At 71.6% G+C, this 15643-nt stretch carries 13 protein-coding genes; 6 read left to right on the top strand and 7 right to left on the bottom strand.

Features of this window, described 5'->3' with window-relative positions:
• Positions 1-2 precede the first annotated feature (2 nt).
• Positions 3-983, top strand: coding sequence for an alpha-ketoacid dehydrogenase subunit beta (locus IA22_RS0106985; protein ID WP_014155284.1), 981 nt, complete (start codon positions 3-5; stop codon positions 981-983).
• A gap of 10 nt (positions 984-993) precedes the next feature.
• Positions 994-2397, top strand: coding sequence for a dihydrolipoamide acetyltransferase family protein (locus IA22_RS0106980; RefSeq protein ID WP_014155285.1), 1404 nt, complete (start codon positions 994-996; stop codon positions 2395-2397).
• 85 nt (positions 2398-2482) lie between these two features.
• Here the strand turns inward: IA22_RS0106980 and IA22_RS0106975 are convergent, their stop codons facing one another.
• The gene (locus IA22_RS0106975; RefSeq protein ID WP_014155286.1) at positions 2483-3382 is read right to left on the bottom strand and encodes a D-alanyl-D-alanine carboxypeptidase family protein; all 900 of its coding nucleotides are present in this window, start codon (positions 3380-3382) and stop codon (positions 2483-2485) included.
• 194 nt (positions 3383-3576) lie between these two features.
• On the opposite strand from IA22_RS0106975, the gene IA22_RS0106970 reads away from it, so the two are divergent.
• Together IA22_RS0106970 and IA22_RS0106965 are read left to right on the top strand one after the other, a co-directional pair.
• Positions 3577-4260, top strand: coding sequence for a GntR family transcriptional regulator (locus IA22_RS0106970; RefSeq protein WP_014155287.1), 684 nt, complete (start codon positions 3577-3579; stop codon positions 4258-4260).
• Complete coding sequence (locus IA22_RS0106965) at positions 4257-5564, top strand: MFS transporter (RefSeq protein WP_014155288.1); 1308 nt, start codon at positions 4257-4259, stop codon at positions 5562-5564. Before IA22_RS0106970 ends, IA22_RS0106965 begins: the two co-directional genes overlap by 4 nt.
• A gap of 76 nt (positions 5565-5640) precedes the next feature.
• Here the strand turns inward: IA22_RS0106965 and IA22_RS0106960 are convergent, their stop codons facing one another.
• Positions 5641-6465 carry a maleylpyruvate isomerase family mycothiol-dependent enzyme gene (locus tag IA22_RS0106960; RefSeq protein WP_014155289.1) on the bottom strand — a complete coding sequence of 275 codons (825 nt, stop codon included), beginning with the start codon at positions 6463-6465 and terminating at the stop codon, positions 5641-5643.
• Positions 6466-6664: 199 nt separating this feature from the next.
• On the opposite strand from IA22_RS0106960, the gene IA22_RS0106955 reads away from it, so the two are divergent.
• Positions 6665-7462, top strand: coding sequence for a carbon-nitrogen family hydrolase (locus IA22_RS0106955; protein ID WP_014155290.1), 798 nt, complete (start codon positions 6665-6667; stop codon positions 7460-7462).
• 103 nt (positions 7463-7565) lie between these two features.
• On the opposite strand, the gene IA22_RS0106950 is transcribed toward IA22_RS0106955, so the two are convergent.
• Entirely contained in the window at positions 7566-8060 is a 495-nt protein-coding gene (locus IA22_RS0106950) for an LURP-one-related/scramblase family protein (RefSeq protein ID WP_014155291.1), read from the bottom strand.
• Between the two features lie 64 nt (positions 8061-8124).
• Between IA22_RS0106950 and IA22_RS0106945 the strand changes: the two genes are divergently transcribed.
• Complete coding sequence (locus tag IA22_RS0106945) at positions 8125-9936, top strand: NHL domain-containing thioredoxin family protein (RefSeq protein ID WP_030123033.1); 1812 nt, start codon at positions 8125-8127, stop codon at positions 9934-9936.
• Positions 9937-9939: 3 nt separating this feature from the next.
• On the opposite strand, the gene IA22_RS0106940 is transcribed toward IA22_RS0106945, so the two are convergent.
• The 4 genes from IA22_RS0106940 to IA22_RS0106925 form a co-directional block, all read right to left on the bottom strand.
• Complete coding sequence (locus tag IA22_RS0106940; protein ID WP_030123032.1) at positions 9940-10662, bottom strand: DUF4232 domain-containing protein; 723 nt, start codon at positions 10660-10662, stop codon at positions 9940-9942.
• Positions 10663-10930: 268 nt separating this feature from the next.
• Entirely contained in the window at positions 10931-13723 is a 2793-nt protein-coding gene (locus tag IA22_RS0106935; protein ID WP_030123031.1) for an AfsR/SARP family transcriptional regulator, read from the bottom strand.
• A gap of 130 nt (positions 13724-13853) precedes the next feature.
• Positions 13854-14075, bottom strand: coding sequence for a DUF6458 family protein (locus tag IA22_RS0106930; RefSeq protein ID WP_014155295.1), 222 nt, complete (start codon positions 14073-14075; stop codon positions 13854-13856).
• Between the two features lie 105 nt (positions 14076-14180).
• Complete coding sequence (locus IA22_RS0106925; RefSeq protein WP_030123030.1) at positions 14181-15479, bottom strand: M18 family aminopeptidase; 1299 nt, start codon at positions 15477-15479, stop codon at positions 14181-14183.
• Positions 15480-15643: the final 164 nt, after the last annotated feature.

Here is a 15643-nt window from a genome sequence, read left to right as displayed (position 1 = left end):
CCATGGCCACCGAGAAGATGTCCATCGCGAAGGCGCTCAACGAGTCGCTGCGCAAGGCGCTCGAGACCGACCCCAAGGTCCTCATCATGGGTGAGGACGTCGGCAAGCTCGGCGGCGTCTTCCGCATCACGGACGGCCTCCAGAAGGACTTCGGCGAGGACCGGGTCATCGACACCCCGCTCGCGGAGTCCGGCATCGTCGGCACGGCGATCGGCCTGGCCCTGCGCGGGTACCGCCCGGTCGTCGAGATCCAGTTCGACGGCTTCGTCTTCCCCGCGTACGACCAGATCGTCACGCAGCTCGCCAAGATGCACGCCCGTGCCCTCGGCAAGATCAAGATGCCGGTCGTCATCCGCATCCCCTACGGCGGGGGCATCGGTGCCGTGGAGCACCACAGCGAGTCGCCCGAGGCGCTGTTCGCGCACGTGGCCGGCCTGAAGGTCGTCTCGCCGTCCAACGCGAGCGACGCCTACTGGATGATGCAGCAGGCCGTCCAGAGCGACGACCCGATCATCTTCTTCGAGCCCAAGCGGCGCTACTGGGACAAGGGGGAGCTCGACACCGAGTCCATCCCCGGCCCGCTCCACAAGGCGGCCGTGGCCCGTGAGGGATCCGACCTCACGCTCGTCGCGTACGGCCCGATGGTGAAGGTCTGCCTGGAGGCGGCCGCCGCGGCCCAGGAGGAGGGCAAGTCGGTCGAGGTCCTGGACCTGCGGTCGATGTCCCCCATCGACTTCGACGCCGTACAGACCTCCGTCGAGAAGACCGGCCGGCTCGTGGTGGTCCACGAGGCGCCGGTGTTCTACGGCTCCGGTGCCGAGATCGCGGCCCGGATCACCGAGCGCTGTTTCTACCACCTCGAAGCGCCGGTGCTGAGGGTCGGCGGCTACCACGCCCCCTACCCGCCGGCCCGGCTCGAGGACGAATACCTGCCGGGTCTCGACCGGGTGCTCGACGCCGTCGACCGCTCACTGGCGTACTGAGGAGAGGGTCGTGACGACGATGACCGAAACGTCCGCTCGTTTCCGTGAGTTCAAGATGCCCGACGTGGGCGAGGGACTGACCGAGGCGGAAATCCTCAAGTGGTTCGTCCAGCCCGGCGACACCGTCACCGACGGGCAGGTCGTGTGCGAGGTCGAGACGGCCAAGGCCGCCGTGGAGCTGCCGATCCCGTTCGACGGGGTGGTGCACGAGCTGCGCTTCCCCGAGGGCACGACCGTCGACGTCGGCGAGGTGATCATCGCGGTGGACGTGGCACCGGGCAGCGGTGACGTGCCCGCCGCCGCGGAGGCCGTACAGCAGCCCGTCGCCGAGGCCGCGCCCGAAGCGGAGCCGGAGGCGCCCAAGGGGCGCCAGCCGGTGCTCGTGGGGTACGGCGTCGCCGAGACCTCCACCAAGCGCCGTGCCCGCAAGGGCGCGCAGATCCCGGGTCCGGCGGCCGCCGCGGTCCAGGCCGAGCTCAACGGCCACGGGGCGAAGCTCCCGGAGAGCCGCCCGCTGGCCAAGCCGCCGGTGCGCAAGCTGGCGAAGGACCTGGGCGTCGACCTCGCTGCGGTCACCCCGACCGGCGAGGGCGGCGTCATCACCCGGGAGGACGTCCACGCGGCTGCCGCACCGGCTCCCGCCGTGGCCCCCGCGCGTGCGGAGGAGGCCGCAGCGGTACCCGCACCGGTCGCCGTGGTCGCGGACCCGGCGGGCCGGGAGACGCGTGTTCCGGTCAAGGGCGTACGCAAGGCCATCGCCCAGGCCATGGTCGGCAGCGCCTTCACCGCGCCGCACGTGACCGAGTTCGTGACCGTCGACGTGACGCGCACGATGAAGCTCGTGGCGGAGCTCAAGGAGGACAAGGACATGGCGGGGGTCCGGGTCAACCCGCTCCTGATCATCGCCAAGGCCCTCCTGGTCGCGATCCGGCGCAACCCGGCGGTCAACGCCGCCTGGGACGAGGCCAACCAGGAGATCGTGCAGAAGCACTACGTCAACCTGGGTATCGCCGCCGCGACCCCGCGCGGCCTGATCGTGCCGAACATCAAGGACGCGCACGAGAAGACCCTGCCGCAGCTGGGCGAGGCGCTGGGTGAACTGGTGTCCACGGCACGCGAGGGGAAGACCTCCCCGGCGGCCATGGCCGGCGGCACGGTGACCATCACCAACGTCGGCGTCTTCGGCGTCGACACGGGTACGCCGATCCTGAACCCGGGCGAGTCCGCGATCCTCGCGGTCGGGGCGATCAAGCTCCAGCCCTGGGTCCACAAGGGCAAGGTGAAGCCCCGCCAGGTCACCACGCTGGCACTCTCCTTCGACCACAGGCTGGTCGACGGCGAGCTGGGCTCCAGGGTGCTCGCGGACGTCGCGGCCGTCCTGGAGCAGCCCAAGCGGCTGATCACCTGGGCCTGACCGGCACGTACGCACGGAAGGGGGCCCGCCGCATCTCGCGGCGGGCCCCCTTCCTCGTGCGCGGGTCACAGCCCGCGCACGCGGGTCACTTCTTGAAACCGTAGTCCAGGAGCTTCTTCGCGTCGGCCGTCCGGGTCGTCGCGGACGTCGACGTGAGGACGGTCCCGATGACCGTCTTGCCGTTCCGGGTCGCGGCGAAGACCAGGCAGTACTTGGCCGTCGGTCCGGAGCCGGTCTTCACGCCGATCATGCCGGAGTAGCTGCCCAGCATGGCGTTGGTGTTGGCCCAGGACATGTAGCGGTAGCCACCGGTCTTGGTGGTGACCTTCTGCTTCGTCGACTTCGTCTTCACGATCGCGCGGAACGTGGAGTTCTTCATCGCGCTGCTGGCGATCTTCGTCAGGTCGCGCGGGGTGGAGTAGTTCGAGCCGCCGCCGATGCCGTCGAACGAGTCGAAGTGGGTGTTCTTCAGACCGAGGCTCTTGGCGGAGGCGTTCATCTTGCCGATGAAGGACTTCACCCGCGCGGCCCGAGTGGAGCCGGTGCCGAACTTGTCGGCCAGGGCGTAGGCGGCGTCGCAGCCGGACGGCAGCATCAGGCCGTACAGCAGCTGCCGGACCGTGACCTTGTCGCCGACGATCAGCCGGGCGGACGAGGCGGTGTTCTTGACGATGTAGTCGCTGTACGCCTTCTGGACGGTGACCTTGGCGTCGAGGTTCAGGTTCTTCTGCGCCAGTACGACCTTGGCGGTCATGATCTTCGTCGTCGAGCCGGTGGAGCGGCGGGTGTCCGCGCTCTTGCCGTAGAGCGTCTTCGCGGTGCCGTTGTTCATCACGAAGCCGCCCTTGGCGGTGATCGTGGGCGTCGGCGGCGCGGCCGCCTGAGCTGTGGAGGCGAACGCTCCGGTCGCGAGGACGGCTCCCGCTGTCAGGGCCACGACGGACGCGACGGAGGCGCGGCGTGTGCCCGAAATTCCGTATGTCAAAGGAGACGCTCCCAAATGTCCTGAAAGGGCGATCGCACGGGAGTGCCGCCCTGACATGAGACTCGCGAGGGCGCTGAATGGCTGTACGCCCGAACGAGTGAGTCGCGTCATTTTTCCATGGCGGGTCCGCGTCACATCGGTCCGGATCGCGGACGGGGCGGCGGACGCACGCATCTTGTATCTATGCTGTGTGCATGCCTGTCGCGCCCCCTGCCTCACCCACGGTCCGCAAGGCGGATCCCAAGCCGCCGCCAGCAGCCGAGCGGGTGTACGCCCACATCAAGGAGGCGGTCCTGGACCGCCGTTACGAGGGCGGCACGCTCCTCACCGAAGGCGATCTGGCCGAGGCGGTCGGCGTGTCCCGGACCCCGGTGCGGGAAGCACTGCTCCGCCTTGAGGTCGAAGGGCTGATCAAGCTCTACCCGAAGAAGGGCGCGCTGGTGCTCGCGGTCTCCGCGCAGGAGATCTCCGACGTCGTGGAGACCCGGCTGCTCGTCGAGGAGTTCGCCGCACGCAAGGCCGTGCCCGCGTCGGCGCAGCTGATCGCTCGGCTCGAACAGCTCCTGGAGGAGCAGCGGGAGCTCGCCGAGGTGGGCGACCTGGCCGCGGTGTCCGTCAAGGACCGCTGCTTCCACGCCGAGATCGTGAAGAACGCGGGCAACGAGATCCTGTCGCGCCTCTACGACCAGCTCCGCGACCGGCAGCTGCGGATGGGTGTCGCGGTGATGGAGGCGCACCCCGGCCGCATCGCCGCCAACATCACCGAGCACGGCGAACTGCTCGACGCCATCAGGGCCGGCGACGCCGAGGGTGCCGCACAGGTCGTGCGGCGCCACGTCAGCCGGGTCAAGGTGCTGGTGCGGGGGGACGACCGGTGAGCTCCGCCTCCCCCACCCTGTCCCTGCCCGGAGATCCGCCCGGCGGCCGGCGTGCCGCATGGGTCTGGGGCATCGGCGTCGCGGTCTACTTCGTCGCGATCATCTTCCGTACGAGCCTGGGCGTCGCCGGACTGGACGCCGCCGACCGGTTCGACGTCAACGCCTCGGCCCTGTCGACGTTCTCCATCCTTCAGCTGCTGGTCTACGCCGGCATGCAGATACCCGTCGGCCTCATGGTCGACCGGCTCGGCACCAAGAAGGTCCTCACCATCGGGGTGGTGCTCTTCACGGTGGGGCAGCTGGGCTTCGCGCTCTCGCCCTCGTACGGCACCGCTCTCGCCTCCCGCGCGCTGCTCGGCTGCGGCGACGCCATGACGTTCATCAGCGTGCTGCGGCTCGGTGCCCGGTGGTTCCCGGCCCGCCGCGGCCCGCTGATCGGCCAGGTGGCCGCGCTCTTCGGTATGGCCGGCAACCTGGTCTCCACCCTGCTCATCGCCCGCGCGCTGCACGGCCTCGGCTGGACCACGACCTTCGTCGGCAGCTCGATGGCGGGTGTGGTGGTGCTGGTCCTGCTGCTGCTCTTCCTCAAGGACCACCCCGAGGGCCATGAGCCGCCTCCGGCCGAGCACGCCGGAGCGGCGTACGTGCGGAAGCAGATCGCGGCCTCCTGGCGGGAGCCGGGTACCCGCCTCGGCATGTGGGTGCACTTCACCACGCAGTTCCCCGCCATGGTCTTCCTGCTGCTGTGGGGCATGCCGTTCCTGGTCGAGGCGCAGGGTCTCAGCAGGGGGACCGCGGGTGAACTGCTCACCCTGGTGGTGCTCTCGAACATGGTGGTGGGGCTCGTCTACGGGCAGATCATCGCCCGTCACCACGCGGCGCGCGCACCGCTGGCGCTGGGTACGGTCGCGCTGACGGCTCTGCTCTGGGCGTCCACGATCTTCTACCCCGGCGACCACGCGCCGATGTGGCTGCTGATCACGTTGTGCGTGGTGCTCGGCGCCTGCGGCCCGGCCTCGATGATCGGATTCGACTTCGGGCGGCCGGCCAACCCGCCGGAGCGGCAGGGCACCGCCTCCGGCATCGTCAACATGGGCGGCTTCGTGGCCTCGATGACGACGCTGTTCGCGGTGGGCGTCCTGCTGGACGCGACCGGCGACAACTACCGTGTCGCGTTCGCCTCGGTCTTCGTCCTGGAGGCCCTCGGCGTCGTGCAGATCCTGAGGCTGCACTCCCGCGCCACGCACCGGGAACGCGACCACCACGTCGTCAGCCGGGTCGAAGCGGTACACGTGCCCGCCTGACGGCCGTCGTTCCGGCCCGCCCGTCCGGCGGCGTCCGTCCCGGTCCGCCGCCGGACGGGCGCCGCCGGGGGTGCCGCTACGGGGTCACGGCGAAGTGGCGCAGGATCTCGGCCGCGAGCTCCTGGTCGCCGTCGACCTTGATCCGGTCCTCCACGGCCTGCGCCCGCACCCGCCCGCAGGCGAGCCGGTAGTACGTCTCCCAGTCCATCGCCAAGGTCGCCACGGGGCCCAGTGACGGAGCTCCGTCGACCGAACCGTGGCCCTCGCCGTCGACCCTGACCGTGCGCAGGAACTCCAGCGGGCCGTGCACGTCGAAGACCACGGCCGAGTTGTGCGGCGCGCCCGCGTCCTTGGCGACCACCTTCGCCAGTCCGACCAGCAGCGTGTCCCGGACGATCAGGGCGCCGGGCGAATCCAGGTTTCCGGGCTGTCCCAGCGTCATGCGCAGGTCCTGCTCGTGCACCCACACGTCGAAGGCCCGCATGCGCAGGGCCAGTTCCAGCGTCTGCTCGGCGCCGAGGGGCGCCCGCACCATCGTCTCGGGGGCCCGCGACTCGTTGCGCAGCTGACGCATGCGCCGGATCAGCGTGTACTCCAGCTCGGACGTCATCTCCGGCGCGGTGTGGTGGCGCCGTACGTCGACCTGCATCTCCATGTAGCGCTGGTGGTCGTTCTGCACGTGGTAGAGGTCGCGCGGCAGCGTGTGGATGGGGCGGGGATCGCCGAGCTGCTCGCACTCCATGCCGATGACGTGCGAGACGATGTCGCGCACCGACCAGCCCGGGCAGGGCGTCCGGCGGTTCCACTCCCCCTCGACGAGTGGCTTGACCAGCTCGGCTATCGACTCGACGGAGTGGGTCCAGGCATCGGCATAGGTCTGGAGGCTGGGATGGACGGTCACGGGACCCCTCGTGCGGTTCTGCGGTGCATGGGCTGGAGAGCAGGGAGTGCCGACGGGAGAGCCGGCACCGACGGTGCTGTCTGCGGGCTGCGTGGGAGGTTCGCTCGCTAAGTTACGCTGCGAGCAGGCACCCCGGCAGTGCTTTCGTGTGACGATCGTAGGCCCGCGTTGACGGCTCCCATGCCAGGACGGTGGTAGTGTGCACGCCTCCCTCATCCAGATGGCAGTAAACCCGGATGAATCGGTCAATTCCCGTAGAGAGCGCGCGGCTTCACTGGTCGCGGCCCAGCGGGGAGCGGACCTCGTCCTCCTCCCCGAGCTCTGGCCGGTCGGCGCTTTCGACTACACCGCGTTCGCCGAAGAGGCCGAACCGCTCCAGGGGCCCACGCACCGGATCATGGCGAAGGCGGCCGCCGAGGCGGGTGTCTGGCTGCACGCCGGGTCCTTCGTGGAGCGCGCGGAGGACGGCACCCTCTACAACACCTCACTCGTGTTCTCGCCCGAGGGCGAGCGGGCCGCCGCCTACCGCAAGATCCATCGCTTCGGGTTCGACAAGGGTGAGGCCGTACTGATGGGGGCCGGAGAGGAGCTCGTCACCGTCGCTCTGCCGGAGACGATCCTCGGCCTCGCCACCTGCTACGACCTGCGCTTCCCCGAGCAGTTCCGGGGGCTCGTCGACGCGGGGGCCGAGACGCTGGTGGTGTCGGCGGGCTGGCCGGAGCGCAGGCGCTCGCACTGGACCCTGCTGGCGCAGGCGCGTGCCGTGGAGAACCAGGCGTATGTCCTGGCGGTCGGGTCGGCGGGTACCCACGCGGGGGTCGAGCAGGCCGGTCACAGCATCGTGGTCGACCCCTGGGGCGAGGTGCTCGCCGAGGCGGGCGCGGCCGAGGAGGTGCTGACCGTGGAGTTCGACCCGGCCAGGGCCACCACCACCCGGGAGCAGTTCCCCGCGCTCAAGGACCGTCGTCTGGGCCTCGCCCAGAGGCGCCTGGCCTGAGACACGCGCACGCACACGGACGGCCCCGGTTTCACGTGAAACCGGGGCCGTCCGTGCGCCGCGGTCCCGATCCGTTGCACCTCAGGGCCCGGGGCGCTGTCCCTCAGTCCTCGCCGTGCTCCTTGTCCGCGAGGACGATCACACACACGGCCACCGCGAGGAGGAGGGGCACATCGGCGTCCTCCCGCACGATGTCGACGCCGTACGTGTCGCGGACCGTCAGCCAGCGCCGGGAGATCTGGGCCAGGAGTTCGCCGTCGTAGTCGATGGCGAACTCGCGGTCCAGGATCTTGCCGCTCACGTCCAGCTCGGTGCCGTCCACCAGGTTCACCCGGTAGTGGTTGCGGAGCAGGGAGAGCCGCTTCCGCTTGACCGTGGCGAGCTCGTCGCCGTCGCGTTCGATGAGCATGGTGTCGCGGATGCTGATCAGCTTCTGGCGGATCTCCACCAGCACCCGGCCCTCGGTGTCCTTCAGCTCGAAGGTGTCCCGGAGCCGCATGGCCTTGCCGTCGACGAGGAAGAGCTTCCGCCCGTCCGCGTCCTCGATCCAGTAGTCGTCACCGATGCCGAACACGCGCTCGCGTACGAGAAGTCTCATGGATCACAGGTTCCCCGACGCCCTGCCGGAATGCGCGCAGGCCACGGTGCTGTTGACTGGTGGCATGACAGCACGTGCACGTGTCCGCGCCCCCGAACTGATCGGCAAGGGCGGCTGGCTCAATACAGGCGACCGGCAGTACACCCTGGCTGACCTGCGGGGACGCATCGTCATCCTGGATTTCTGGACCTTCTGCTGTGTGAACTGCCTGCATGTGCTCGACGAGCTGCGCGAGCTGGAGGAGAAGCACCGCGACACCGTGGTGATCATCGGTGTCCACTCGCCGAAGTTCGTGCACGAGGCCGAACACCAGGCCGTGGTCGACGCGGTCGAGCGGTACGAGGTGCACCACCCGGTTCTCGACGACCCCGAGCTCGCCACCTGGAAGCAGTACGCCGTCCGGGCCTGGCCCACGCTCGTCGTGGTGGACCCCGAGGGCTACGTCGTGGCCCAGCACGCGGGTGAGGGCCACGCGCACGCCATCGAGAAGCTGGTCGAGGAGCTGGAGACGGAGCACGCCGCGAAAGGCACCCTGCGCCGCGGCGACGGCCCGTACGTCGCGCCGGAGCCGGTCGCCACGCATCTGCGGTTCCCCGGCAAGGCGCTCGTCCTTCCCGACGGCGGCTTCCTGGTCTCGGACAGCACCCGGCACCGCCTGGTCGAGCTGGAGGCCGACGGCGAGACCGTCCGCGGCCACTTCGGCACCGGTGAGCGTGGGTTCGCGGACGGAGGCCGTGAGGAGGCCCGGTTCAGCGAGCCGCAGGGCCTCGCCGTCCTGCCCGACGGCCGGATCGCCGTCGCGGACACGGTCAACCACGCGATCAGGGCACTCGACCTCACGACGGGTGTGACGACCACGCTCGCCGGGACCGGCCGCCAGTGGTGGCAGGGCTCCACCACCGACGGCCCCGCCACGGAGGTGGACCTGTCGTCCCCCTGGGACATCGCCTGGTTCGACGACCGGCTGTGGATCGCGATGGCGGGCGTGCACCAGCTGTGGACGTACGACCCCGGGACGGGAACGGTCGGGGTCGCCGCGGGAACGACCAACGAGGGCCTGGTCGACGGGCCCGGCGACGAGGCGTGGTTCGCGCAGCCGTCGGGTCTGGCCTCGGCCGGTGACCGTCTCTGGGTCGCCGACTCCGAGAACTCCGCGCTGCGCTACGTGGACCTGGAGGGCGCCGTGCGCACGGCCGTCGGTACGGGTCTCTTCGACTTCGGCCACCGCGACGGCCCCGCCGGCCAGGCGCTCCTCCAGCACCCGCTGGGTGTGACGGCCCTGCCGGACGGCTCCGTCGCCGTGAGCGACACCTACAACCACGCGCTGCGGCGGTACGACCCGCGGAGCGGGGAGGTCACCACACTGGCCACGGATCTGCGGGAGCCGAGCGACGCCGTCCTGGTGGACGGGGACCTGGTCGTCGTCGAGTCCGCGCGGCACCGGCTGACCCGGCTGCGCCTTCCCGAGGAGGCCGTGCGGGTCGCGGGCCAAGCCCACCGCACCCAGCGCGCGGCCACGGAGGTCGCGGCCGGCACGCTGCGGCTGGACGTGGTCTTCCAGGCACCCGCCGGACAGAAGCTGGACACCCGGTACGGTCCGTCCACGCGGCTGCTGGTCTCCTCGACCCCGCCGGAGCTGCTGGCCGAGGGTTCGGGGCCGGGTACGGATCTGAGCCGCGACCTGGTCCTGGCGGACGGGGTCACCGACGGTGTCCTGCACGTGTCCGCGATGGCGGCGTCCTGCGACGACGACCCGGCGAACGAATACCCGGCCTGCCATGTGCACCAGCAGGACTGGGGCGTCCCCGTGAACGTCACCGCCACAGGGGCGTCCAGGCTCCCGCTGGTGCTGGCCGGGATGGACGAGCAGGGCTGACGGTCAGAACTCGTCGGCGCCGTTGCGCAGTTCGGGCGTCCAGTAGCCGGTCGCCCACCTCGCCGGGTCCACGGCGATGCCCTCCGCGCCGGGAGCCTTCACGATGGCCATGCCGGCGTTGCCCGGCAGCGTGACGGAGAAGTCCTTCACGGTCTCGACGTCCTCGTCCATACCGCCGTCCGACAGCCTCACGACGGCGTACGCGGGAGCACCGGCGGCCAGGACGACCGGACCGGCGGGCTTGCTCTTGCCGACCGCCGGCACGGTGCCACGGGCGTTCTCCAGGAACCGGATCTCGGGGAAGCCCTGCATCAGGCAGCTGTGGCCCGAGGTGTTCTTCGCGGTCAGGACGATGTGGGTGGTGGGCGGGCCGTCCTGGACCGCGGCGCTGATCGCCAGACCCTTGGTGGTGCAGGCCGCCATACCGTCGCCGTCCCCGGTCCTCGTGGCGCCCGAGGTCTTCGTCCCGCCGTTGGTCTTCGCGCTACCCGAGTCGCCGGTGGTCTTCGCGTCGCCCGAGTCGCCGGTGGCCTGCGACGCACCGTCGCTCTCCGTGGAACCCGCGTTCTGCGCGGACTTCACGGCGGCGGCCGCCGCCGAGCCGCTCCCCGCCGGGCCGGCGGACTTCGTACCGGTGCCGTCCTCACCGCAGGCGGTGAGGGAGAGGGCGAGTACGGCGGTGGCCGCGGCGGCGAGGACGGTGGTGCGGGTGCGGACAGTGGACATGGAGACTCCCCCGGAGTGGGACGAGGCGGTCGGCCGGTCGGGACCGACGCGCCGGTGAGCTGCTGACATCCATGAGTCTGGAGCGCGCCGCTCACGTTCCGCTGCCGTCGTGCTGACGTCCTGCTGATGTCCGTCTGCCGGGCTCCGCTGACGTCCTGCTGATGTCCGTCTGCAGGACTCCGCCGATGTCCCTTCCCCGGTCTCCGCGAGGTTCTTCCGGACCTTCTCCGTCCGGGCGGCAGGGTGCCCGCCCACCGGCCGTGCCGGGTCAGCCCCCGTCTGTCAGGCGACGGAGTGCCAGCGCGTGCCGTGTCCGGTACTCCGCGCGCGCCGAGACCCGCAGCAGGGCCTCCAGAGCCCGCACGGCGCCCTCGTCGTAGCCGGCGTGTTCCGCCTCCTCGGCAGCCCGGTCGAGCAGCAGGATCCCCTCGTCCTCCTCGCCGAGCGCCAGCCGCGCCTCACCGGACACGGCCAGCAGCAGGGACCGGCGGGCCGCCTCCTCGTGCTCCGGCCCCAGCGCCAGTGCCGTACGCGCGGATCCGAGCGCGTCCCCGGGGCGGTGGGCGGAGAGCTGCAGTCGGGCCAGGTGCTGGAGGGCGAGCATCTCCGTGTGCCGGTCCTCCTCCTCCCTAGCCAGTACGACGGCCCGGCCGCAGCCCTCCAGCGCCCGGTCGAGCTCTCCCTGCCCGGCCTGGACGACGGCCAGGTTGATCAGGGCCGTCGCCTCACCGAGCCGGTCACCGGCCTGCTGTGCGAGGCCTGGCGAGCGTTCCAGGAGGGTGAGCGCCTCGGCGGTCCTGCCCTCCTCGGTCAGCACCCAGCCCAGCAGGTTCAGCACCCTCGACTCGGCGTACAGGTCCTGCTTCGCGCGGGCGGAGTCGAGCGCCAGCTCCAGCAGGGGAGCCCAGCTGTCCCGTACCCGCCACACCACCTGCGGCCACTGGAGCAGGATGATCCGCCAGGCCCTGTCGTGCAGTCCGGCCCCCCGGGCCGCCACAGCCGCCCGGGCCAGGTCGTCGCGTTCGGTGGCCAGCCAGTGCATCGCCGCGGCGCGGTCGGCGAAGTCCCGCACGGCGGCCGGCCGGTAGCCCTCCGGCAGCACGAAGCAGGGCTCGCCGCCTGGTTCGGCCGTGTCGGCGGCGGCGAGCGCGGTGGCGATGTAGTGGTCGAGGACGTCGACCAGCGCCTCGGCCCCGGACGCCGGGTCGAGGCCGCGGGCGTACAGGCGCACCAGGTCGTGCAGCACCCAGCGTCCCGGCGCGGTCTCGGTGACGAGGTGGGCGGAGCCGAGGCGCTCCAGGGCCGCCGCGGCCGCGGCGGGGTCGGTCCCCGCCAGCGCGGCGCACGTGTACGGATCGAAGTGACCGCCGGGATGGTGGCCGAGCCGGGCCAACTGCCGGACGGCGTCCGCCGGAAGCTGTTGGACGGTGAGCCGCAGAGCGGCCGAGACACCGGTGTCGTCCACGTCGAGGAACGTCAGCCGGCCGCGCTCGTCGGCCAGCTCGTCCGCCAGACCGGCGAGCGTCCACTGCGGGCGGCCGGCCAGCCGGGCCGCCGTGACACGCAGGGCGAGCGGGAGCCCTCCGCAGAGTTCGGCGAGCCTGCGGGCCGCCACCGGTTCCGCGAGGATCCTCTCCTCACCGAGCACGCCGGCCAGCAGAGCCGTACCGTCCTGGGGTTCGAGGATGCCGAGAGGGACGGGCCGGGCCGCGTCCGAGGCGATGAGGCCCTCCAGCCGGTTGCGGCTGGTGACGAGGGTGACGCAGTCCGTGCCACCCGGGAGCAGCGCCCGGACGGTGGCGGAGTCACGGGCGTTGTCGAGGACCACGAGCAGCCGGCGCCGGTCCGTCAGGGACCGGAAGAGCGCGGCGGCGGCGCTGACGGACTCCGGGACACGGCGCGGGGCGACGCCCAGGGCCAGCAGGAACTCACGCAGGACGTCGATGAGAGCGGGTTCGCCCGTCTCGCTGAACCCGCGCAGATCGGCGAAGAGCCGTCCGTCCGGGAAGGCGGCGGGGTTGTGGTGTGCCCACTGGAGGGCCAGCGACGTCTTGCCCACCCCGGCGGGCCCGGTGACCAGGCACACGGGCGCCTCGCCCGCGGCCGCCCGGGTGAGCGCCGCCAGCTCGGCGTTGCGCCCGTGGAAACCACGGGGGGCGCGGGGCAGCAGGTCGGTGGGGTGCGTGGCCACGGAGGGGCTGTGGGCGGCGGGGCCAAGCGGTCCGGGAGGCGCCGTGGTGCCTGCCCCTTCCGCCGGACCGGTAGCGGCCCGCGACGCTCCGGCCGCGTCCGTGCCGCCGGCCGGGGCCGCGCCGGGCCGGGGCCCGCCGCGCAGGATCAGCGCGTACGCGTCGGCGAGTTCGTGTCCGGGGTCGATGCCCAGCTCGTCGGCGAGCAGCCGCCTCGTACGGTGGAACCAGTCCAGGGCCTCCGACTGGCGCCCCGCCCGGTACAGCGCCAGTATCAGGGCCGCCGCCAGCGACTCCCGCATCGGATGGGCGACCGCCTCCGCCCGCAGTACGGAGGCGGCGCGGTGGTGCTCGCCGAGGTCCGCGTAGGCCCGGGCCAGCTCCTCGACCGTGGCCAGCCGTGACTCCTCCAGCGTGTGCGCCGCGGCCTGGAGCGGTCCTTCGGTGGAGGTTCCGCCGAGTGCCGGGCCCTGCCACAGGGACAGGGCGTCGTCGAGCATGCGTACGGTGTCGGCGGCGCTGCGCTGCTGCCGGGCCAGCATCAGCAGTTCCTCGAACCGCTGGTAGTCCAGCAGGGTCTCCGGGACCCGGAGCACGTAGGCGTCCCCGAGCGTGACCAGCTCCACCCCGTACGCCTGTGCCTCCGCACCCGTCAGAAGGGCGCGGAGGCGTGAGACATGGCCCTGGATGACGCCACGGGCGCGCGGAGGTGGCTCCTCGCCCCACAGGGAGTCCGTCAGCCGGGCGACCGGCACGGGGGTGTTGGCCGACAGCAGCAGGGCGGCGAGCAGGCTGCGCCGTTTCGCGGGCCCGAGCGGCAGGGGCCCCGTGCGGGTGTCGACGGAGACCGTGCCGAGCAGCCGGAACTCCACGAGCGGCATTCCTTCCGGGCAGGACGCACCCGGGGTGACGGCCCGGACAGGTGCCCAGAATATCGGGCCGCGACCAGGCCGACGCACCGTCACGGACACCCCGCGAAGAGGCGGATGTCCGGCCGTCAGGTCACTGGTAGCGGCGCTCGTCGTCCGCGACGACCGTGGTCGTGGGCGGCACCACCATGCGGCGGCGACGCGCGATGCTCACGTAGACGAAGACCCCGACGAGGCCGACGAGCATCATGATCCAGCCGACCAGGTCGACGTTGACGGTGTCCATCTCCCAGTCCGTCGCGAACGCCAGAATCGCCCCGGCACCGATCAGGAGAATGCATCCTCCGAGCCCCATGATTTCCGCCTCCTCGACGGCCCGGTGAATCCGGGCCGGTGTACGGGTCGCGTACCCGGCCCGGCAACAAGCATGTCCGTGAGGGCGGTTGGGACGGTGGAGGAATCAGCCCGCGAGGAACGCGGCGAGCGCGTTGGCGAGGAGGTACGGGTCGTCGGCACCGCAGAGTTCGCGCGCGCTGTGCATCGACAGGATCGCCACACCGATGTCGACGGTCCGGATGCCGTGGCGTGCCGCGGTGATCGGGCCGATCGTCGTGCCGCACGGCATCGAGTTGTTCGAGACGAACGTCTGCCAGGGCACGCCCGCCTTCTCGCAGGCCGCGGCGAACACCGCGCGGCCCCCGCCGTCGGTCGCGTAGCGCATGTTGACGTTGACCTTGAGGATGGGCCCGCCGTTGGCCACCGGGTGGTGCGTCGGGTCGTGCCGCTCGGCGTAGTTCGGGTGGACGGCGTGACCGGTGTCCGAGGAGAGGCAGACGGTCCCGGCGAAGGCCCTGGCGCGGTCCTCGTAGGAACCGCCGCGGGCGAACACGGAACGCTCCAGGACCGTGCCGAGCAGCGGGCCGTCGGCGCCGGTGTCGGACTGGGAGCCGTTCTCCTCGTGGTCGAAGGCGGCCAGCACGGGGATGTACGGGAGCTCCTCGTCCGGCTGCCCGGCCACGGCGGCGAGCGCGGCGGTCGCGGCGTGCACCGAGAGCAGGTTGTCCATGCGCGGTCCGGCGAGCAGCTCGCGGTCGCGGCCCAGGTACGACGGTGCCTCGACGGGGTGCGGCATGAGGTCCCAGCCGGTGATCTCCGCCGGGTCGACGTCCGCCTCCTCGGCGACGAAACGGATGAGGTCGCCCTCCTCGACCTCACCGAGCCCCCAGATCGGCTGCATGTGCTTCTGCCGGTCGAGCTTGAGTCCGTCGGGGTTGGCGGACCGGTCCAGGTGCACGGCGAGCTGGGGCACCCGCAGCAGCGGCCGGTCGATGTTCACCAGCCGGTGCGTGCCGTCCCGGAGGGAGATCCGGCCGGCGAGCCCCAGGTCCCGGTCGAGCCAGGTGTTCAGGAGCGTCCCGCCGTAGATCTCGACGGCGACCTGGCGCCAGCCGTGCACGCCGGTGTCGGGCAGGGGCTTGACCCGCAGGTTGGGGGAGTCGGTGTGGGCTCCCACGATCCGGAACGGGGTGTGGGCGCCGGCGCCCTCCGGCACGTACCACGCGATGATCGCGCCGCCCCGCAGGACGTACTTCCCGCCCTTGGAGCCGTCCCACGCGTCCGTCTCCTCGACCTGCCGGAAACCGGCCTTCTCCAGCCTCGCGGCGGCGGTGGCCACGGCGTGGTACGGGGAGGGGCTGGCCATCAGGAATGCCATCAGATCGTCGGTGTGCCCGCGGTCGAAGCGGAGGGGAGAGCTCATGTTCTTCACTGTAACGACGGTCGGGAGGAACGGTTCACGCCGTCCGCCGGACGCCGCCGGCCGGCGACCGGAAAGCATCGGCCGGGGAGCAGGGCCCGGTGGCCGCGGGTACCGACAGGTCCGGCCCGCCCCCTCGGGAGGGGGCGGGCCGGACCCGGTGCTGT

The organism is Kitasatospora papulosa, assembly GCF_000717245.1.
Taxonomy (GTDB): domain Bacteria; phylum Actinomycetota; class Actinomycetes; order Streptomycetales; family Streptomycetaceae; genus Streptomyces; species Streptomyces papulosus.
The sequence above is the reverse complement of the archived record's forward strand: the minus strand, read 5'-3'. Positions and strand labels throughout refer to the sequence as shown.

Excerpts from the sequence above, each read along its gene's own strand:
- IA22_RS0106945 (WP_030123033.1), top strand. The coding sequence starts at position 8,125 with ATGACAGCACGTGCACGTGTCCGCGCCCCCGAACTGATCGGCAAGGGC.
- IA22_RS0106940 (WP_030123032.1), bottom strand. The coding sequence starts at position 10,662 with ATGTCCACTGTCCGCACCCGCACCACCGTCCTCGCCGCCGCGGCCACC.
- IA22_RS0106970 (WP_014155287.1), top strand. The coding sequence starts at position 3,577 with ATGCCTGTCGCGCCCCCTGCCTCACCCACGGTCCGCAAGGCGGATCCC.
- IA22_RS0106930 (WP_014155295.1), bottom strand. The coding sequence starts at position 14,075 with ATGGGGCTCGGAGGATGCATTCTCCTGATCGGTGCCGGGGCGATTCTG.
- IA22_RS0106925 (WP_030123030.1), bottom strand. The coding sequence starts at position 15,479 with ATGAGCTCTCCCCTCCGCTTCGACCGCGGGCACACCGACGATCTGATG.
- IA22_RS0106950 (WP_014155291.1), bottom strand. The coding sequence starts at position 8,060 with ATGAGACTTCTCGTACGCGAGCGCGTGTTCGGCATCGGTGACGACTAC.
- IA22_RS0106985 (WP_014155284.1), top strand. The coding sequence starts at position 3 with ATGGCCACCGAGAAGATGTCCATCGCGAAGGCGCTCAACGAGTCGCTG.